Here is a 21,627-nt window from a genome sequence, read left to right on the forward strand (position 1 = left end):
CACTATGAAAAAATTACTTGTTACTGGTGGTGCAGGGTTTATTGGCGCAAATTTCGTTCATTACTGGATGCAACACTACCCTTTAGACAAAGTTGTTGTTATTGATGCACTTACATATGCGGGTAACATCGCTAATTTAGCCTCAGTAAAAGACAAGCAAAACTTTACCTTCATCCATGGTAATATTTGCGATCAAAGCCTGATAGAGACACTATTAACTGAGCATGATATTGACACGCTAGTACACTTTGCTGCCGAATCTCATGTAGACCGTTCAATAACAGGGCCTGATGCCTTTATTGAAACCAATATTCTTGGTACTTACGCACTACTAAAAGCCGCGAAAATAGTATGGTTAGACGCGCCTAAAGCAGAAGGAAAAGAACCTAAAGAAAATCATCGTTTTCATCACGTATCAACGGATGAAGTATACGGCACATTATCGGCGACGGACCCAGCGTTTACTGAAGATACCGCCTACGCACCTAATTCACCTTATTCAGCCAGTAAAGCCGCAAGTGATCATTTAGTTCGTGCATATCATCATACCTACGGATTAAACGTAACGACTAGTAATTGCTCAAATAATTATGGCCCTTACCATTTTCCTGAAAAACTTATTCCACTTGTTATCACTAATATTCTTCACAATAAATCATTACCTATTTATGGAGACGGGCAACAAATTAGAGATTGGTTATATGTAGAAGATCATGCCTACGGTATCGACTTAGTATTACAAAAAGGGAGAATTGGCGAAAATTACAATATTGGTGGTGATAATGAATGGGCGAATATCGACATTGTTAAAGAGATATCAACACTCGTTGAAAAAGCCTTTGCAAATGATGCCTCTTTATCAGCAAAATTTCCAAATGCCAAAGCCGCGATAGATGCCAATACCGAGTCATTAATTACCCACGTAACCGATAGACTAGGTCACGATCGCCGTTACGCTATTGACGCAACAAAAACTAATAACGAGTTAGGCTACAAACCCAAAGAATCATTTCAATCGGGTATAGAAAAAACAGTTCAATGGTACTTAAATAATGAACTGTGGTGGAAAAGTATTATGAATGGCAGTTATATTAAGTAGACCAATGAATTTATTGTGAATTTATAAAACCTTAAGAGTAACCAAATAAAATGACTAAAAATATATTTTATAGAGCTGATATTGATGGCCTTAGAGCATTAGCAGTAATAAGTGTGATTATTTATCATATTGATTCTAGCCTTTTACCTGGCGGTTATTTAGGTGTAGATATATTCTTCGTTATCTCAGGGTTTTTGATAACAGGGCTATTACTGAATGAATTACAAAAAACAAAAAAGATCAACTTCAAAACCTTCTATTCTAGGAGAGTTAAACGATTATTACCTGCACTATTAACTGTAATTATATCAACACTTGTTGTAGGTTTTTTATTATTCGCACCCGCTGATTACTTTTCACTTTTAAAGTCAGCTGTTGCATCATTAATATCTGTTGCAAATATATTTTTCTACGTTAATTTAGATCAAGGTTATTTTGCTAAAGACAGTAGTGAAATACCATTACTTCATATGTGGTCGTTAGCTGTTGAAGAACAATTTTATTTGATATGGCCTGTTTTAATGGCATTTATTTATAAGCAAAAAGGCACCTCTTATTTATTTTATTTCTTAGTTATATCTATATTTTTATCATTTGGCCTTGCTCAAACATTACTTTCTTTCGATCAATCCTTCGCTTATTACTCACTTCCAACAAGAGTTTGGGAACTTTCAGCTGGTGGCGCACTAGCAATCTACTTAAAAGACAGAAAAGCATTCTCCAATAATATATCTACGGCTTATTCCATTATTGGTGCGATCTTAATAGGAGCAAGCTTCTATTGGGTAACTTCCCACAGTGATGTACCGGGAAAAGATAACATCCCGTTAATTATAGGTACTTTAATGCTTATTACTGCAGGGAAAGTTAAGGGTAATATTTCACAAAAATTACTTTCTAATAAACTTTGGGTATTCATTGGACTAATTTCTTATTCTGCATATTTATGGCACTGGCCTATTATAGCTTTTACAAAATATGCTGCTATAGAAATAGACCTCATAGTTGGTACCACTATATTTATTTCAACATTCCTACTCGCTACAATAACTTATTATATAGTTGAAACGCCCTTAAGAAATGTAAAAGTAACTCCTAGTAAAGCATTTACCCGTTACTACATAGTGCCTGTAGCTCTAGTAGGATTAAGCACTGTGGTTTTAGCTTATGGTATTAAAAGCTTTTCACCTTCTATGTACAACTGGAGTGCTTATTCTGAAGTTACTGATATAACCCCAAACTGGAAATATAAGTACAATTGCCAATACTCAAACTTTGGAGCCGAAAGTAAGGATGAGAGTGAATGTATTTTCCCAAAGGGGTCACCTTATAAAACTTTATTAATTGGTGACTCTAATGGTGCTCATTATATTGGGATGCTTCAAGAGTTTGCTCAATATGATCATTGGAGCTTCAAAAATATCACTCAGAGCGCTTGTCCGCCATTGATTGAAACCAAAGAACTCGATTGGATTGAAAAGAAATATGCAAAAGCATGTTTAGAATACAGAAAATACTTATCATCTAACCTTATGGCGTTGGATCACATAATTATTGGCGGAGATTGGTTAGATTATGATAGATTTGCTGAATTTAGGCCTTTATTTATTGAAACAATAAATAAATTAGCTAAAGAGAATGAAAAAGTCACTATTTTAGCAAAAATCCCTACATTTTCGCATTACAATACCGAATGTGAAAAGCGACGAATAAAAATTACAAGCTTAAATTGCTCATTAAGCCGCTATGATAAGTTATACGAAAAAAAATCTTCACATTATGCTGTTAATAATTTCTTACTAGAGCTTTCAAATAAGTACAAAAATGTGAATTTCTTCGACACAAAAAATAGTTTATGCCCTAACAATATTTGCTCTCCTGTCTTAAATGGAAAGTTTATATATTCAGACGGTTCTCATTTAAGTATGGACGGCTCTCATATGCTAGGAGCAAAAGTATTAAAATCTCAAGAGAAGAGTGCATTAGGATTTAATTAATTTTCAATATTAACAATTAATTAAGGAGAAAATTATTATAGCTATTATTAATAAGATGATATATATACTCGCCATAATGGTTGGAGTCTTCACTTGTTTTTTGTTTTTTTTTCCTGATAGCACTGCATTACTTCCCTTGCAGTATGTTGTGTTCTTTACTCCAAGATATTTTTATTTGTTTATAATATTGTATCTTTGCTTCCAATGGAAAAATGCTAAAAAAATTAAAAGAATGATACTTACTACTTTAATATTTTTGTGTATTTATTTACTAGATTTTCAAGTGAATATTAATACGAAAGTCGCTTTCAAACAGAAAAACCCGACTTTTACATTAGTATCAATTAATATTGGTGAAGGTATCGAGTTGAAACATTTGATGTCTGTCATGAGGTTTCATGATCCTGATATCTTCACATTACAAGAAGCGGGTAGGATCACGAATATTGATAAATTAGATAGTTACCCATTTCAAGATTGTAAAGGCAACTTATGCTTAATTAGTAAATATCCTTTTGAAAAAATCAACTCATTTAATAATGATATGTATAAAGGTTATGGTGATTGGGCTGCATTTTATAAAATTGATATCAATGGCGTTCAAATAAATATGGCTAACGTGCACTTTCCTTCAGTACGAAGAATATTTCCAAGGTTTGATGGAATAAAAGATATTCATCAAAATAGAACTTTGTCTGCACTACTTATTGAGAACTGGGCTCAATCTAAACAAAATGTCATAATTGCAGGAGATTTTAATATGAGTGTAATTGAAGGTATTTATCAGCAAACATTCAAGAAATATCAAAATGCACTTTCAGATAAAGGTAATGGTTTTAATAATACAGTGGATTATAAATATAAAGGAATAGGCCTCCCTAGTGTACGAATTGATCATATATTGTTATCACAAAACTTTAATATAGAAAAAGCTTTAGTTCTAGAGGCATTAGGTGGAGATCATTACCCCATTCTATCTAGCATTTCATTAAAAGAACATTAATCATGACTAATTATATACAACAATATTCTGTATTTACTTTCTTGTTTATAAGCTTAATATCGTTTAGAAGCATAGCCCAAGTTGTTTCTATTGAATTTTCAGCCCCTGCCAATGAATCAATATTGATATTACCTGTACCGAATATGAAAATAGCATCAAACTCTTCATTAAAAATCACTCAACAAGGTAAAACGATAAATGCTTCATTCTATTCACTTAATATATGGGATACAGACAAAACGGAAAAATTCGTTCGCCTATTAACTATTAAGTTAAAAAATGTAAAGAACAAAACAAAAGATAAACCTTTGAATTTTATATTAAGCTGGTCTCAGTCAAACAGAAGCCTTTCAAGAGAAACTATTACTTTCAACAAACAACCTTATTTGGTATTCCCAAATAAGTCGTGGTTATCAGAAAGCATTTTATTGCACCCTAAAACTAAAAAAAACAATAGTACTTGGTATACTCAAGGACAAATTTTATATGCTAATTTTGTAACTAATGAGTCTTTATTGAGTGAGAAAGGTTATGCTAAAACTAAATATTCACAATGGTTATTTGATCGCCCAAGAGCAATTTATCAATTATATATATTAACTGGTGATCCTAAATGGCTTAAAGAAGGAACTAAATTAGCAGAGTTTTATTTAGAAAATTTAGACGAGACAGGAAAATTCAAATTAAAAGAAAACTTCGATTTAAAATATTTAATGCCTAACGGACTACTTTATTACTACTTCCTTACTGCTGATAGTAAAATAGAAAATGTATTAAAAACTCTTTTTGAAAAGTCATTAATTTGGACACCTAAATACGAAAATGAATATAAATTCTGGACTGAACGTCACCAAGCTGCAGCATTAAATTTAGCAATTGCCTATTGGGAGATATCAGGTAGCCAGCGAGCTAAAAATAGAATAGATGAAATTGTTGATGCTACTGTTCAAATGGTATTTAACCCTATAAACGATTGGCCATTAAGAAGTTGCCCTCAACATACATATGAATCACACGAAGGTAAGCCAGGTAATTCCCCTGTTTGCTCTCCTTGGATGATGGCCTTACTTGGAGATGGTTTATGGCGCTATTACCGCCTTACTAATGATAAAAAATCAGCTGCTTTACTTAATGCCTTTGGTGATTTCATGCCAAATTATGGAATTCATTTTGCTGATAAAAGATTAAACAATAAAGTATTACCTTTGTATCTTGCTTCAATGGGCAATAAACTTTTGGAAATAAGGAATCAATGGACAGACGGCCAACATGCTTGTGATGTAGCTGGCCTTATTGGAAAATCCATATATATAAAGAAAAAGTCAGGCGAAGAGGCTTTTTTATTAAAAGAGCTCTTCAATGTATTTATTCAACAATGTAAAGATATTGATAAAAAATATAGAAACAGTAAAAAAGACTATTCGGCTATGCTACCTCCGAGACGTTTTGGTTGGACATATTCAACAACCAGTGATTTGCCGTGGCTAGAATTTTGGTTAAACCAAGCAGAAGCTAATGAATAATAAAAGTATCAGCTGGCATGTGATTGAAGATATTTTAGAACTTAAAAAAATGTCAAAACAATGGGACTGTCTTGCAGAAAATTCAATAAACAACACCTTATTTTCTAGTCCTCACTGGATTTTAAATTGGTATGAAGTGTACTGGCAAAAAAATTGGAAATTACATGTCATTGTTGGTTTTCACAATGAAAAGTTAATCGCTATACTACCTAGCTATATACAACACTCAACTAGCTGGCCCCATATTTCTACCTTATACCCGTTAGGGCAAGGAGAGCCTGAAGATGAAGAGGTTTTATCTGAATATTGCGATATATTATTATTACCAGAATATTCTGAACAAGTTACGACTGAACTTTCTGAGCAAGTATCACAAATCACAGTAGACCAAATCATTTGGCATTCAGTATTAGTGAGTAGCGTTATAACAAAATTGCTAACAAAGCTACACAATGTGTCTAGCCCTGCGACTAATTATAGATATTGTATTGACCGTTCAAATTGGTGTATTAAGAAATTAAGTAAAAACACACGTTCACGCTATAAAAGGTCATATAACCAATTAAGTCATTTAGATTATAAATTTCAATGGATTAATCCTGATGAATATGACACTTATGCTCAATATATGATTGAATATCATCAAGCTCGATGGAATAAAAAGGGGAAACTTGGCGCGTTCGTTCAACAAAACTTTCAGTTATTTCATCAAAAATTTATGAAGGTAAACGCTCGAAAATTTGTAAATATCAGTGCTCTTATTGTTAATAACAAGCCAATTGCAATAAACTACTACCTAAGTGATAAAAATACACTCTATTTTTATCAATGTGGATGGGATGAAGTAAACTACTCACACTTTTCACCCGGTTTATCTTTACATTTATGGTCGATTGAGAATGCTAAACAACAAGTTTATGATTTTATGAAGGGAGAATTAACTGACAGTTACAAAAGTAAGTTTGGCTGCCAGCAACAACTAATGACAAACATTATTATCCCTATTCACAACTGGAAATTGATGATAAATAAGCTCATAGTGAAATTAAAAAACGACTATTTGAATAAGTTAAAGACTTCTATTAGTCTATTTAAGTAATATTAAAATTTATATACATAATAACTCGCTAATATCTAAGGTTTCCCCTAATGGCTCGTCAGTTACCTGTAAGAGAAGAAAAAGATTCAACCGCGGCATTCTTTTTCTTATTTTTATATACCGCATCAACATTAATTCGCCCTCATGAAATGTTTCAGACAAGTATCGATTGGATAGTGATTAAAGTATTTGCAATTATTGCTTTTTGTTTAGTATTAGTCGCTCAAAGACCACTCAAACTATACCCCCAACATTGGATGTTACTCGCTTTACTACCTTTTATTATTATGTCTGGCTTTCTAAATGGCTCTGGAATATTTGGTATTGAAGAAGCTCAAAAGCTTCTTATAACAGCAATTATTCCATTATTTTTAATGAGTACTTGTATAACCACCATCAAACGTCAACACATACTTATGGTGATTTGTTTAATTGCAGCATTATTAATGGTCCACAATGGTCATGTTCAACAAACCGCTTATCAAGGTTTTGGTTGGGCATTAAATTCTCATTCTGTAGGCTATATTGACTTAGGTGAACGAAGAATTACCTATCTAGGATTTTTCAATGATCCGAATGACCTAGGTATGTTTTTAGTTATGAATATCCCTTTTGTGATTTATTTTTATAAAAAAGCAAGAGGAGTTATAAAACTTGCTATGTTCGCTATGTTAGCCATATTGGGCTATGGTATTTATTTAACAGGCTCTAGGGGGAGTATGCTTGGTGCGGGCGGTCTGCTTGGCATATATATATTAGTAGTGAATGCAGGGCCAAAACTATTCATTTCAGCTGTATTATTAGCTCCTATTGCCGCTACTGTTGTTGCCTCACTACAAAGTAGCATTGATGCTTCAGCCAATGGAAGATTAGAAGCCTGGTATGCTGGTATACAAATGCTAATATCAAATCCCATATTTGGTGTCGGTAAAGGTCAATTCTTTGACCATCATGGGCTTGTTGCTCATAATTCATACATACATGTAGCAGGTGAATTAGGTGTACCTGGTTACTCCTTGTGGGGTGGAGCTTTAATTTTCACCGTGTTAACGGGTTATCTATTTATTAAAGCTAGCAAGCTAAAAAAAGATGCTGAGACTACTACAGATGACACTGTAATAAATGAAGAATTTGAGAATGAACGTTTACTAAACAAAACTTTATTTTTCTCGATGATTGGCTTTATGATCACCGGATTTTTTATTAGCCGTATGTTCACCCTGACACTGTTCATTTTTATGGGTATGGCGATTGCCTCTCATATTCGTATGGTTAAAGTCAATCCTGAATATAAAAAATACTTCAGCAATTCTTTTGCTTTTAGATCTATGGGATATTGCTGGGTCGTTATTGTGGCTGTATATATTTCCTTAAAACTAGGTTTATAATATCTAAAGAGGATATAAAATGGTGATGGCAAACTTCATTGAGAGTTAGTGTTACTAGTAAACTATTTTATTAGTATAACTGTAACTATATTGTGTTTAATGAATGAAGCTTTATATTTTTAGCTGTTTACATGCTCAAACAGCTAAATTTATAATCGAATTATACTATCAATGATTCTTGTTAACCTATCAGCAAAGATATTTTTTCAAAATTTTCTAAATACTTTTTAGTTAAAAACTCTTCTTTATCTTTAAGCTCTGATTTTGGTACTGCCATTGCTTGAGATACTGCTTTAGATAATTCACCTGGTAATACTCCACTAGGCATAGCAGGCAAATCCCATGTTGCCATATAGTTTCTTTGTTTACGTAATTTTGGAAGTAAACCAACGCGCGGTACATGAAAGGCCATCGATGTTATAAGCCCATGCAAGCTTGTTCCACAGTAGCATTGTGAGTTTCTAATAATATTCATTAAATCAAAAACCCCTCCACTGAGGTATTGCTTAACCTTAATATTCTTGTCTAAATGTTGTTTAATCCTTTCTATACCTTGTGAGTCACTATGACCCGCAGCATTCCCTATAGCGATAAAGACAATAGTTAAATCATGTTCATTTGCTATCGCAGTTAAATTATGTGCGAATTCCGCTTCTAATCCTGCACAGTGAGCAGATGAAATTTGAAAAACTAAATAGTTCCCCTTCAATTCTGTAATCAGTGATTCAGCTATACTACTTGTTTTTTGATGTATCTCATCATCACTAAACACTGAAGACATTACCGTGGCAGAATCAGGGTATACATCATTAACATTACCGCCAATTCGCTCGATGTGTTCTCGTGAAAATTCATCTCGAACTGTGACATAATCAGCATTATTCAATGTATTAGCTAAAGTTATCGCGGATTCTCCTTCAATACTTGAAACTCCAGTAGCTCCCACTGAATTGTAAATAAGTTTCATATTCTCAGTTAGATCTTTAGATGTTAAATCAAAAGGACCGTCTGACTTTAACCCTATAATCTTTTTAATTACCCCTTCTGTAGCCCTAGGAATAAAGCGAGTAAAAATTCGTTGAAATATTGAAAATGAAAAGTCTGATAACAAATAGCTATAGGCCGAAAGCCAATCACAAGCAACAACGTCACCGCCTGCTAGTATAATGCTTACGTCTTTGCTACTTTCTCTCATTGCTTTTTTAATACTATCAGTTTGTAGCGCATAAAATTCAGACAGATCACTATCAATCAGCCCTGCCACTACAATTTTTTTGTTTGGAAATCTTTGAGATAAAATACGTTCCATCACTAATGGAAATAATAAATCTCCATAGTTATGCCTATCAAATGCTCCATATAATATAATGTCGTTCATACTCTTAATTCCCATGTAAATGTTTTTTTATTTGCCTAAGGTAAAAATTACCGCTTAGTTTTTAAATGACGTATAGTTACAACCCTGAGCGACTCTTTAGTTCAGTAGACTCTACAGCCTCAATTAAGTTCATGTAAGGCTGAGAGAGGAGACACCAAAATATCTGACACTCGGGCTGCTCTAGTTTTATACAAGCTTCATATACTTCATTGCAAAGGGCTTTTATTTTAATACCGTTTATATTCATAGAATAAGCGATAATACCAGTATTCATCACTCTGTTGTTAGGGGAATAACAGCTTTCTTCTAGCTTAGCATTAATAAAATCAATGGTTTTATCCATATGCTTTACATACCTTTGTTGCCCTTTTGCTTCTTCTACCTCATGCCATATAGTTGGTTTAAATTTAGCCTCATATCTTATAAGAATGCCTTTTTGGTTCATGCGAATTATGTTAGCAATATCATCAGAAATTCGACGGCTGTCCATATAAATAAGATGTTCAAAATCGTTGAAGTTAATGTCATTAACTTGCAGAAACTTAACTTGTTTCGCTAATAATGATGAAGTTATACTTTCCCCATTATCAAGCTCGCTTTCAACAAAACAAAAGCGCCAGCCTTTAAACAACACCTCTTTTTCTAGTCGCTTATTATTTGAATAAAAATAACAGTGTTCAATGTCTTTAGGTGCTTGAGGTATTATAGATACAAAACCTAGGTACTCTAAAATGTTGAAAGGTAATCGGTTTTTTATCGTGGCATATAGCCATCGTTTACAGGTAGAAAACGAATTTATTTTTAATGGTTTATTATATTTATAACCAAACCAACAAGATAATATAGCGACGCTTTTCATTTGCTCTTCCTTAATCATCCAATAATTTAAGCAGATGGCCGAGAAAAGCTCTCAGCATACATCCGCTAATCAAAGCAATTTTTAAACTGTCAGAGCAACAAATTATTTCCTTAACAGTTTCTTACTAATAGAAATAAAATAATCTCCAGATATCTTTCTTAAGTTTTTATCTAGTACCAATAGCCAGCTAAGTATCAAGAAGATAGCAAAACTTAGTGCGCCATATATAACAAGTTCGAACCAAGAAATCTTTGTCATAACAACAAGTGCAAGCCACAAACCAACACCAAAAACTAAGAAGTTAGCCCAAAATAGTTTACGTATGATCAACCAAAGTTTTAACTGATTATAAAAACTATATAACCATAAACTTAGCACAACATTTGCGATAAAAGAGCCGATTGAAGTCCCGATAGCGACACCAACAAGTCCATACTTCAAACCAAGTACAATTGATAATGAGATATTAGTAATGGCCCCAAAAAGGCTCACTAATGAAATATACTTATGTTGAGCCTGTGCCAATAAAACTTGATTAACTGAAGTATAAATTGCCTGACAAAAGAAGGTGAAAATTAAGAAATAAAGAATATATGCAGCTGACTCAAACTCTTCACCAACCCAAAGTACGATAAAAGCTTTTCCTAAAATAATTAAAGGCGCTGAAAACAGTGTCGCAAAGAACAAGTTAATCATTATAGCATTATGAAATAGCTCATCTAAGCTTTCATTCTTAGACATTTTTTTCATAAAAACAGGCGACAAAAAACCATTCACCGTAAATACAAACGATTTAATATGTTCAGCTAACCGGTTAGCGACACCATAAACAGCAACAGATGAAAGACCAATAAGCTTAGTAACGATAAACGGATCAGCTTTTGAATTTAAGGTATTAGCAACACCGTTTGCTACTACATGCTTAGAAAACGCAAAAAGTGATTTCAACTCTTCTTTGGAGACTAACTTGAAGCTGAATTTCATGGCTGGATAAAGTTTCTTTATGTAATAAATCTTAACTCCATTCGTTAATACATCAGCAAAAAGAGTCGCTATTATTGCTCCCCAAATGTTCATAGTAGGTATTAATAAAAAAATCAGAACAGATTTTATCAATACATTAACCATCACCAGATTAGAGTCTATATCTAGCCTAAGAAAAGCGGTAATGAAACCATGAAATGGATTCATTAAGAAATCCATTAATATTTTGGCTGACAAGACGAATAAAGCCATTTTCAGGGCATTTTCATCAACAGCAGCACCAAAAAAGTCAGCTGAAAATAATGCAACACAAGCTAATAAAGCAGCGGCAACAAGCCCAAGACAGCCAAAAAGTACAAGACTTGTAGAAAAAACAGTGTTAACGGCTAAAGGATCATCTTTTTCTAATGCTAATATGGTGTGTCGTTGTACGGCTGACGGAAAACCTAGTTCAATAATATTAAACCAACCTATTATCGAAAGGATCAGCAACCAAAAGCCATAACCATTTGCACCAAGTACATTGATAAAATAAGGAGTTAGTAATAATGAGGATATAACTAATACAATTCTTTCTAGAAAGCGAAAAACTGAACTTTTAAAAAATAACTTTTTAGTACTCATTATTCAGTACTCGTGGAGAAACATTCATAATTAACTCTTTGTGGATAATAGCTTTGTCTTTTACGCTATTTAATAAGTTAGATAGCACGTTTTGTTTTTTGTATTAATCGCCAAACACAATTAGGTACTGTTTTAAACAGTCGACCTTTTACTGACAATTTACTGTTGTTTTTCAATTTCGATGCTTCGAGCAGAGTGTCACCTGCTAGGTTAAACATCCCATTGTAAATATAGGTGTTTGCATATCTAACATGTAGATTCTGCTTTATCTCATTCCAATCAACGGACTTATTATGTTTCTCAGCCATTGGTTGAATTTTATCTAAACAGACTAACTCAGCAGCATGCATTTTTTCTTCATTTGATGAATAGTTATCACCATGAAATACATGAATGGCTAAATGTTCAGGTACAAAATCAAGCTCACAAACTAAAGAAAGTTTTAACCATGCTAACCAGTCATCTACTCCCATTAGGCTACGTTCGTCATCAAATGCTTGTGTTTCTTGCAATAAGCTCTTACGTGCAATGGCTGTACAGCACGTGAACATGTTTACTTGAATAAGCTTATCGAATACATCACCGCGATACTTACGTTCAAAACTTGGCTTATCTTGCTTGTTTAAATGTGCATAGTCAGCGATAGCGCCGCAATAAACGAGACCTACTTTAGGTTTTTCGAATAAAGGGACTTGTTTGCTTAACTTAGTCGGTAACCAAAAGTCATCTTGATCACAAAAAGCGACAAGATCTCCACTTGCTCTTTCTATGCCGTAGTTTCGAGCTGCCGCCACACCACCATTTTGTTTGTGAAAGCCTTTAATAGAGCTATGGTTTTCTACTAAGGTATTTATCAATTGTTCAGAGTTGTCTTTACTACCGTCGTTAATTAGCAATATTTCAACGTTATCGTAGTCTTGGGCTAGAATGGTATTAACCGTTGCTTCTAGGTATTCAGCCCCGTTATATACGGGTATAACAACAGAAACTAATGCGTTCATGCAAAGTCCTTAAAAATTAGTGTTCAATCAGCTATAAAGCTTCATATATTTTTGTGCGACTGTTTCTAGTGAATAATCTTGTTCCACTAATTGATAAGCTTTATTTCCCCACTCTTCAATAAGTTGAGGGTGTTCTGCTATATCTGTTAACAGTCTTGAAAGCTCTTTGTCATCATTATAATTAAATAACTGACCTGTTACATTACTTTGCACTAGCTTAGGGTTTCCACCAACTTTAGTCGCTAGCACAGGTATACGTCGCGCCATAGCTTCTAAAATAGCAATAGATAAGCCTTCCATCTCTGAAGTAACAATCATGACATCGATATGTTTATATATGTTTTCTCGGTCGACCAACATGCCATGAAAATGTGTATTATCAAGCAGTTTGCTTTCAGCTGCTGCAGACTTTAATAGTTCTTCACATGGACCATTACCAAAGAAGTGAACTTCAAATTTATTTGCTAATGACTCGGACATTAATGAAATAGCTTTTAACAAACATACCTGATTTTTCAATGGCACCATCCTGGCAACAGAGCCTAATTTAATTTTAAGGTTTTGTTGTTCAAACGGCTGTCGATGATGTTCTTTCGGAATTAAAATACCATTATCAACCACTGACTGTGGTTTATTTTGCCAACCATTTATTTGACCAAATACTGTCTGCCCTTCATTTGAAACGAAGGTTATTTGATCGACAATGGAGTGAGTGATTTTATGCATAACTCGCCACTTAAACTGATTAAATGGTTCAGCTCCGTGACGTGTATAAATAACTTTTTTTCGTCCGCATAATATTGGACTATAACAAGTAAATAATAAGGTGAAAGGTGAATGAAAATGTAAAACATCAAACCCACTTATCACGCGTTTAAATGTTTGTATTTTGTCTAATCGGCTACCTTTAACAAAATGCACAGGGATATTATTTTTTATACATTCAGCAACTAAGACATCATCCTTTTCGCCAAAGGATAAAATAGCACTATTAAGTTTTAATGACTGACGTTGTTCAATAGCTAAATCGATAACAAAACGCTCTGCCCCACCTATATTCAAACTTGATAAGATATGCAGTACACTTTTAGGCTTAATGGTCACGTTTTCTCCTGATGTGCTTGCTATATTTTGCACACTGTTACTCGTCTTTTACCTGAAGGTGTTAAAGGAATATCATCTACAATATTAAACTTTATAGTTAAGCTCTCAGCGGCGTATTCATTAATGATTGATTCTATTGCACTAAAGTCAGGGTTTTGCTCTTGTTCTTTTAATACCAGTTTAATTTCAATTTCATCTAATTGTTCTTGTACTACTTGAAATATATAGATCCAAGAAAAGTCTTTAAACATATGAGGAAATAACTCTCCCGGTATTAATTGCCCATTAGGACATTTAATAATGTCGAGTTTACGACCGTCTACCGAGTTCATCATTGGCAAAGGGTTACCGCAGTCACAAGTGTCATTAGTCAAGGTCGCACAATCGCCATTAAGGTATCTAATTAATGGCATACCGTAATTAGTTAAATCGGTGATCACAATGTCGCCACTTTCATTAGCGATAGTTTCTCTTTTCTCATTAATAGTTTCTACGACTAATTGATCAATGTTTATATGCAGTCCTTTTTGCTTTTCGCACTCCGAAGAAATTAGCATGAACTCTCTGCAGCCATAGGTATTATGAACGTGACAGTTAAATGCTTTTTCTATTAACTCTCTTTGATGTTCATAAAGTGCTTCAGCGCCCGTAACGATAGTATTGGGTTTATGCATTTTTATATTATGAGCAATAATATACTTTGCTAATTCAACCAATGGATTTACATAACTAACGATTGCGTCTGGTTTAATGTTATTTATTTTTTCAATATATTGATGAATGTTATTTTGGTTCATCTCAAACGAGTTGAGCATATAGTTATTGAAAAATCGGTGATATAAGGATTCTTTAGTTCTTCGTAAAAAAGAAACTTTTCCAAGACTTGCACCCCATAAATAAACTGTTTTTGTTCCTAAGCCGGCACCTACTTCACGATAACCTCGCCAAGCAATAGCTAATCTAGCCTCATGACTAGCCACATTTAATTCAAAATGAAACGGTTGACCCGTAGAGCCTCCCGTTGATTTTTTTATATTAGATGCTTTATTACATTCAGGAATAAGCTCATTATAATGAGCCATAACATCTTGCTTAGTTAGAATAGGAAGTTTAGCAAATTTGTCTAAGTTATTAATTTGTTCAATTGACGTTATTCCAGCTTCTTGCCAAACTCGTTTATAATAAGGTACGTTGTTCCAACAAAAGTTTAATAGGTTTGTTAGTTGTTGCCATTGATATTCTTTTAATTTTTTTTGATCCCATAATAAACGAGCATTAGCGTCATTTACCTTCTCTACTACCTTACTTTTTTTGAGCACTCGGTAGTAAAAAGGAAATAAGAATTTAGTGAAAATTGAGCTATATTTCATTGTTACTTCCAGTTATTAATCAGTTTCTTTATTGCAAGCTTGAGTAACCTAATCGCTAACTGATCAGCAGTGCAATTATTATCAACTGAGATTCTTTCAATCGCATAGTTATCAATACTCTTTTGTGTATTAATACCGGCAATGAAAGAAAATGATAAATTGTAATGTTTTTTAATTATTTCAACAGTATCTTGTGTATAGCTTTTAATGCCACCTACAGGGTATGCAAATGCATTCACTTGGATATTTAATTTTTCACGCAGAATTCTTATTGACTCTTTAGCCTCATAATCTTGTTCTGCTATAGATAAATGAGACATGATTCTATGGCTACAAGTTTGAGAGCCAAAAGTCATGCCTGCGTCATTCATTTCTCTAAGCATTTTCCATGTCATAAAAAGAGGTGGATGCTCAATATTATCAGAGTGTTTTACATTTAATTTCTGCTCTAGTTCAAATAAAACTTCCTCAATACATTGGTTTTTGTTCTTTTTCACCATTTTTAGAACTTGTCTAATACTTGAGGTAACATTCGATTGATGTAAGTCGATTGTTTCGCTCCAGCTGGATAATTTCACTTCGCACTCTTTTGTATGTCGAACTAAATAAGCTATTTTATCCCACCATGGAATAGTTAAGTCATTGATAAAGTTTGTCGCTAAAAAAAATGTTGCAGGAACATTATACGTTTTTAGTATTGGGAATGCGGTTGTATAGTTGTCAATATAACCATCGTCGAAAGTAATTAAGGCATACTTCTGACTTTCTAGTTTTGCTTTTATAATTGTATCAATGTCATCAAGTGCTATTACATGAAAATTTTCTTTAATGTATTCTATTTGCTGCTTGAAATTTTGCTCATCACAACTAAATACATTAGGGTCATATTGCGTTAGTTCAGGGTCACCTACTCTATGATAATTAAAACAATAGAGCCCATTAGGTAAGATAATTTTAGAAAAATTCCGGCAAAGTATATTTTTAAAATCATGCGACATCGGATATACCTTAACTATAATTGACGGAATTCAGGTTTTGACAGCAAAAAGTCTCGATATAGATGAGGATCGCCACTTTTACCTGCTTCAGCCGCTTTAGTTATGTTATACATTTCTCGTGCAGAAACATAATGCAAAACATAATTAGTACCGTCATTGTATTTTGATTCTAAATAATCATGCATATCATGTCGGGGTTGTCCCAATAATGTATCCATACTGTCTTCTTGCGTCCCATGCGTATGCACTTTAATAAATATCCATTCAGGGCGACCTTTTACATGAATATGAGAATTAACCCATTGGTCGACTCTCGACTTTAATGGTGGCATAGTGTTACGGACATCTGAATTCTCTATTCGAGGTAAACCTTTAGGCGTTCGCCACTTTAATGCAACTCCTAACGGCCCTTGTATTAACATTAAGTCACCCGAAGCAGCTTTACCAACTTCAACATCAACACCGTCATTATGTGCTTTACAGCCACCAGGTTTACCTGTGGCATAGTAAATTGAATTCACTTTAGTTGTTTGTGCAGGGCTAGGTGCCGATGGTAATGTCATATCAACATAACAGCCAGTCTCCTTAAGCAGAGATATCTCATTATCTATACCACACATATATCCATCTGGTAATGAATTATCTAACGCCCAATTACCATGAATAAAGGCATACATTATTTGTCCAGTTTCAGGGTGAACAGGTAACGCACCATGGTCTTCATGTAATGTTTTAGCAAAGTTTGTCATTACCTTGGTAAAGTTTTCGGGGGTATCTTTATCATGATGAAGATGAATTTCAATTTCACCAAAACCGCGATAACACATATCTGATACTTTAGCTAAATGCTCGTATCTGTATTCTTCTTCAGGATAGAAGAAACAATGCTTTGGCATATGACCATCTGCATCTTTATGCTGTTCCGCCATTAATGGGTAGTCTTTAAACCATCGATCAACCCGCGCACGTTCTAATTTAATATTATCTCGATTTTTCCATTGCGGTTCAAAGTGATCAACAAAGCAAAACATCACATGTACTGGACCTTTAACTTTAGGACGATTAAATACACTTTTAATATAAGAGAAAAACCACATTTCCATATTTTTCTTTTTTAGCACAAGCCAAAAAGCAAATATGCCTAAAAATAGTAGAATAAGAATTAAGTACATTATTTTGTGTCTCCTGAGCGAGCAGTTCGTTGCCAACCACCACTTTTATGGCCTTTTAAAAATTTCAAAAAGCCTTCTCCTAGTGCTATATTCATCGATAAAAAGAAACTAACGATGGCCACAATTTTATTTACTTGTTCGCCTTTATCAATTTTTCGTTGACCATGTAAGCCAATAGCATAAAAAATAATTTGCCCTATAAATAACAACAAATAGAATGGTGTTTTTATTAACATCAAGTTTGTAAATAATATAATTAACAATAAATGTGGAGCAAACCAACGCAAGACTTTATGCGACCAATAACATAAACTAAACCATCCTTGAAATGGAGATAATGCCCATAAATTAACCATAAAAGCTTTGTAATTACCAACTCCTATTCTTACACGACGCCCATATTCTTCTTTAAGGGAAGGAGCAATTTCTTCTGTTGCTATTGCTAAATCGTTATACAGTACTTTGTAACCTTGTTTTTTAACATTCATGACAATACAAAAGTCATCAACAACAGTATCTTTTGACAAAGGTATATATAACTCTCGCTTTATAGCATAAATTGCACCATTAGCACCTAACAAGCCACCAAGTGACGATTCATATTTTTTAAGTAATTGTTCATATCGCCAATATAATCCGTCTTGATTTTGATTACCATCATCGGTTTCTAAGACTAATTCACCTGAAACTGCACCTACTTTACCGTTAAAGCTACGTATTAATATATCGACAGCATCTTCTTTAAATTCAGTATTTGCATCAGTTAGTACTAAATAATCGGCTGTGGATTGTGAAATAAGATCATTTAAAACAGAAATTTTACCTCTATTTTCTGGGAAGTCGAATGCTTTAACACGTGGATCCGTGAACTTAGTGATGATTTCACCTGTTTTATCTGCACTTCCATCTGAAGCAACAAAAATATTAATTTCACCTTGATAATTTTGCTGTAAAGCATTTTCAATACGCGCTTTAATACATGATTCTTCATTGTATGCTGCAATAATGATATCAACACTTGGGTATTCACTTAGTGTTTGTAATGTGATTTTTTTAGGTTTGACCAGTAATTTTAATAATAGTGGATAAACAAAGTATGAATACACTAGAAGGCTTAATGAAACCCAAAAAATAATTAGCATTCTTTTATACCTTTGTTTATTATTTTAGCTGGAATGCCGACAACGGTTACATCGTTAGGCACATCTTTTACAACTACGGCATTAGCGCCTATTTTTACATTACTACCCACACTTATTCCGCCGATAATTTTTGCACCTGCACCAATAAATATATTATCACCTAATACTGGAGCTTGGCCTTTTTCATCACCAATAACCACACCACTTTCAACAATAATATTTTTTCCACCACGTACTTTTGAATTAATCACGACACCAACAGGATGCATAATAACAAATCCGTAGCTAAAACATGCTGCAGCACCAATTACGCAACCATTAATTACCCGATTAAGCCACAAGGTAATAATTGCGAAAGGTGTTAACTTGTAAGTAATCAACCATTGAGTTAATCGATATAGCACGTTTGCAGAACTGCCATCACTCAATAGCACACGCAACATCGATACCTTATATCCTTCATCAGTCAACACTTGCTGTTTTTGCTTAAAATCACTTTTTAGATATTTCACAGTTTCTATATTTCGTCCATTACTCGTTGTACATTTATATGCCAATCAAATTGCGCCGCATGTGCTAATATTTTTTCACTACACCAGTCTTTATTCAATGCCGAGATCATTGCATTAGCCAACTGTTTACTGTTTTTTTCATCAACTAAAATTCCAACATTGTTATTAACGACTTCAGGAATGCCACCTACACGTGTTGCTATAACAGGTGTGCCACAAGCAAATGATTCAAGTAAAACATTAGGTACACCTTCTCGATAACTTGGTAACACCAAAACGCTAGCGTTACGTATAAAGTCGGCTACACGAGGTAAAGGAACTGAACCATATAACTTTATTGTGTCATTCAAATTATGCTCATTAATTTTATCGATTAAAGCGCTTTTCATCGGACCTTCACCTAATATATCTAAGGTTATGTCAGGACACGTCTGTTTGCAGATGATAATAGCTGAAAGTAATTCATTTACCCCTTTTGTAGTAATTAAACTACCAACAAAAACAAACGATTGACGCGGCGATTTAGTTTCAGTTGGATAAAATATTTTAGGATTGACGCCATTATAATTAACCCGTAATTTACTTTTATCAATACCTCTCTGACTCAGTTCATCAGCAAGCGCTTTACTTGCACAGAAAATTCGCTCTGCTTTATTCAACCAGTAGCGCATGAGTCTAGTACGCCCACTAAATTTTATATTTTCATTAACATCTGTGCCATGTACTTTAACAAAAAAAGGTAAGTGTAAAAATTTATTTACCATAGAGGCCGCTACCGCATCTGGGAAGCCCCACGATGCCATTAGCGCTGACACTTGCTGTTTTTTCATCCAAGGTATTAAAAACATTAGCGAAAAAAATTGAAAAAATGGAACAAATCGACGACCTATTTTAGGAATATAAAAATAAGGACAGTATTTAATTTCATTGGTTGAATGACAAAGCTTACGATGACTCAACCATTCTTTCCACGTAAGTAAAATCACAATTTTTACGGGGATATCCTGGGCGATTAAATCAAACTGCTGTTTGTTAAAACTAGCTCGATTTGGGCCCCAAGGTACAGGATATAAATTAGTGATAATCAACAGTGATTTTTTTTTATCCTGCATTTACTTAATTAGCCTTTGGTATACTGGCAAGTATTGTTTGGCCGTATTTAACCAGTTACGTTCCTCTCGAACAAAGGTCAACCCCTGCTCACTCACTTGTGTTAATAGTTTATTATCATCAATAATAGCAACTATTTTATCAGCAAGTGCATTGGCATCATCAGCAGGAAATAAGAAGCCTGTTTTTCCGTCTTCAATTAACTCTCTATGTCCACCAATATCAGAAGCAATTACTGGTTTAAATTGTGCCATAGATTCAAGCGGTTTAAGCGGAGTAACTAACTCAGTTAAACGAATACTCTCTCGTGGAAAAACCATAACATCCGCGAGGCTATAATAACGATTCACTTCAGCAAAAGGTACGCGGCCAACAAAAGTAACAAAACTACTAAGATTTAGCTCCTTAACTTGCTGCTTTAAATTATCGAGCTCATTACCCGCACCCACTAATACGAGGTGAATATCATCCCTTGATTTTGCAATTTTTTTCATTGCTGTTACCGCATAATGCAAACCTTCATATTTAAAAAAGGTACCAACAAAAGCGACAACTTTTTTACCTGATAAGTTTAACGATTGTTCAAGCTCCGTATCACGCTGCATTGATGGGTGAAAATTATCAATATCTACCGCATTTGGTGTTACATAAAGTTTATCTTCTGGAATGCCACGTTTAATTAAATCTTGTTTAAGCCCCTGACAAATACAGCTTACTGCGTCTGCCTGTTCAAATGCTCGCTGTTCTATCGCTTTAATTATTTTGTATTTAAGTGAACCTTCTTTGGTTTTTCCAGTATCAACTGCAGCATCCTCCCATAACGCCCTTACTTCATAAGTAACAGGGATGTTATATTTTTTCCCCACTTTAATCGCCGCTAACGCATTAAACATAGGAGAATGTGTTTGAATTAGATCCGGTTTGTCACTCAATATTGCTTTTTCAATACGCTTCGCAAGGTGATTAATATGAGCCAAATAATTCACAAAGGGGATTTTACTTAAGAGTGAAGTGGATTTTTCTGTACGTTGATAAATAACACCATCAACATCTTCCTCTAATGTAGAAAATTCTTGATAACGCTGACTTGTTAGTTGGTTAGTCGTTATACCAACTTTTCTCTGATGACGAATGATCGCATCAGATCTTAAAGAATAGCCACTTATATTAGGTCTAGAGTATTCCAATACATGTAAAATTTTCAACTAAACGTCCTTTTCTCTCATAATTCAACTAAACGATAATTAGGTATAGCAGCCAAGAA

General features: G+C 33.9%; 18 protein-coding genes. 6 read left to right on the forward strand and 12 right to left on the reverse strand.

Annotation, left to right across the window (positions count from 1 at the left end):
- Nucleotides 1-4: 4 nt before the first annotated feature.
- The 6 genes from rfbB to Q4496_RS07480 all read left to right on the forward strand — a co-directional run bounded on the left by rfbB (nt 5) and on the right by Q4496_RS07480 (nt 8,109).
- Entirely contained in the window at nt 5-1,099 is a 1,095-nt protein-coding gene (rfbB, locus tag Q4496_RS07455) for a dTDP-glucose 4,6-dehydratase (RefSeq protein ID WP_303610163.1), read from the forward strand.
- Between the two features lie 50 nt (nt 1,100-1,149).
- Nucleotides 1,150-3,096 carry an acyltransferase family protein gene (locus Q4496_RS07460; protein WP_303610164.1) on the forward strand — a complete coding sequence of 649 codons (1,947 nt, stop codon included), beginning with the start codon at nt 1,150-1,152 and terminating at the stop codon, nt 3,094-3,096.
- Between the two features lie 283 nt (nt 3,097-3,379).
- A complete protein-coding gene (locus Q4496_RS07465) occupies nt 3,380-4,099 on the forward strand; it encodes an endonuclease/exonuclease/phosphatase family protein (protein ID WP_303610165.1) in 720 nt (239 codons plus the stop codon).
- A 2-nt stretch (nt 4,100-4,101) separates the two neighbouring features.
- The gene (locus Q4496_RS07470; RefSeq protein ID WP_303610166.1) at nt 4,102-5,622 is read left to right on the forward strand and encodes a hypothetical protein; all 1,521 of its coding nucleotides are present in this window, start codon (nt 4,102-4,104) and stop codon (nt 5,620-5,622) included.
- Nucleotides 5,615-6,721 carry a GNAT family N-acetyltransferase gene (locus Q4496_RS07475; protein ID WP_303610167.1) on the forward strand — a complete coding sequence of 369 codons (1,107 nt, stop codon included), beginning with the start codon at nt 5,615-5,617 and terminating at the stop codon, nt 6,719-6,721. The genes Q4496_RS07470 and Q4496_RS07475 overlap by 8 nt, the downstream gene beginning before the upstream one ends.
- Nucleotides 6,722-6,771: 50 nt before the next feature.
- A complete protein-coding gene (locus tag Q4496_RS07480; protein WP_303610168.1) occupies nt 6,772-8,109 on the forward strand; it encodes an O-antigen ligase in 1,338 nt (445 codons plus the stop codon).
- Between the two features lie 181 nt (nt 8,110-8,290).
- On the opposite strand, the gene Q4496_RS07485 is transcribed toward Q4496_RS07480, so the two are convergent.
- The 12 genes from Q4496_RS07485 to Q4496_RS07540 form a co-directional block, all read right to left on the reverse strand.
- Complete coding sequence (locus Q4496_RS07485; protein WP_303610169.1) at nt 8,291-9,487, reverse strand: polysaccharide pyruvyl transferase family protein; 1,197 nt, start codon at nt 9,485-9,487, stop codon at nt 8,291-8,293.
- A gap of 76 nt (nt 9,488-9,563) precedes the next feature.
- The gene (locus Q4496_RS07490; RefSeq protein ID WP_303610170.1) at nt 9,564-10,346 is read right to left on the reverse strand and encodes a hypothetical protein; all 783 of its coding nucleotides are present in this window, start codon (nt 10,344-10,346) and stop codon (nt 9,564-9,566) included.
- Between the two features lie 102 nt (nt 10,347-10,448).
- Nucleotides 10,449-11,954 carry an oligosaccharide flippase family protein gene (locus Q4496_RS07495; RefSeq protein ID WP_303610171.1) on the reverse strand — a complete coding sequence of 502 codons (1,506 nt, stop codon included), beginning with the start codon at nt 11,952-11,954 and terminating at the stop codon, nt 10,449-10,451.
- Nucleotides 11,955-12,031: 77 nt separating this feature from the next.
- On the reverse strand, nt 12,032-12,955 hold the full coding sequence (locus Q4496_RS07500) for a glycosyltransferase family 2 protein (RefSeq protein WP_303610172.1): 924 nt from the start codon (nt 12,953-12,955) through the stop codon (nt 12,032-12,034).
- Between the two features lie 27 nt (nt 12,956-12,982).
- Nucleotides 12,983-14,059, reverse strand: coding sequence for a glycosyltransferase family 4 protein (locus Q4496_RS07505; protein ID WP_303610173.1), 1,077 nt, complete (start codon nt 14,057-14,059; stop codon nt 12,983-12,985).
- 20 nt (nt 14,060-14,079) lie between these two features.
- Nucleotides 14,080-15,429, reverse strand: coding sequence for a phenylacetate--CoA ligase family protein (locus tag Q4496_RS07510; RefSeq protein ID WP_303610174.1), 1,350 nt, complete (start codon nt 15,427-15,429; stop codon nt 14,080-14,082).
- 2 nt (nt 15,430-15,431) lie between these two features.
- Nucleotides 15,432-16,427 (reverse strand): polysaccharide deacetylase family protein, encoded by a 996-nt coding sequence (locus Q4496_RS07515; RefSeq protein ID WP_303610175.1) that lies wholly within the window; start codon nt 16,425-16,427, stop codon nt 15,432-15,434.
- A 14-nt stretch (nt 16,428-16,441) separates the two neighbouring features.
- Entirely contained in the window at nt 16,442-17,599 is a 1,158-nt protein-coding gene (locus Q4496_RS07520; protein WP_303610176.1) for a hypothetical protein, read from the reverse strand.
- Complete coding sequence (locus Q4496_RS07525; protein WP_303610177.1) at nt 17,599-18,741, reverse strand: glycosyltransferase family 2 protein; 1,143 nt, start codon at nt 18,739-18,741, stop codon at nt 17,599-17,601. The genes Q4496_RS07520 and Q4496_RS07525 overlap by 1 nt, the downstream gene beginning before the upstream one ends.
- Nucleotides 18,735-19,253, reverse strand: a complete 519-nt coding sequence (locus tag Q4496_RS07530; RefSeq protein WP_303610178.1) for a serine O-acetyltransferase — start codon at nt 19,251-19,253, stop codon at nt 18,735-18,737. Before Q4496_RS07530 ends, Q4496_RS07525 begins: the two co-directional genes overlap by 7 nt.
- Nucleotides 19,254-19,258: 5 nt before the next feature.
- The gene (locus Q4496_RS07535; protein ID WP_303610179.1) at nt 19,259-20,365 is read right to left on the reverse strand and encodes a glycosyltransferase; all 1,107 of its coding nucleotides are present in this window, start codon (nt 20,363-20,365) and stop codon (nt 19,259-19,261) included.
- Nucleotides 20,366-21,568 carry a TIGR04063 family PEP-CTERM/XrtA system glycosyltransferase gene (locus Q4496_RS07540; protein WP_303610180.1) on the reverse strand — a complete coding sequence of 401 codons (1,203 nt, stop codon included), beginning with the start codon at nt 21,566-21,568 and terminating at the stop codon, nt 20,366-20,368.
- Nucleotides 21,569-21,627 lie beyond the last annotated feature (59 nt).

This window comes from Colwellia sp. 5_MG-2023, assembly GCF_030547795.1.
GTDB lineage: Bacteria > Pseudomonadota > Gammaproteobacteria > Enterobacterales > Alteromonadaceae > Colwellia.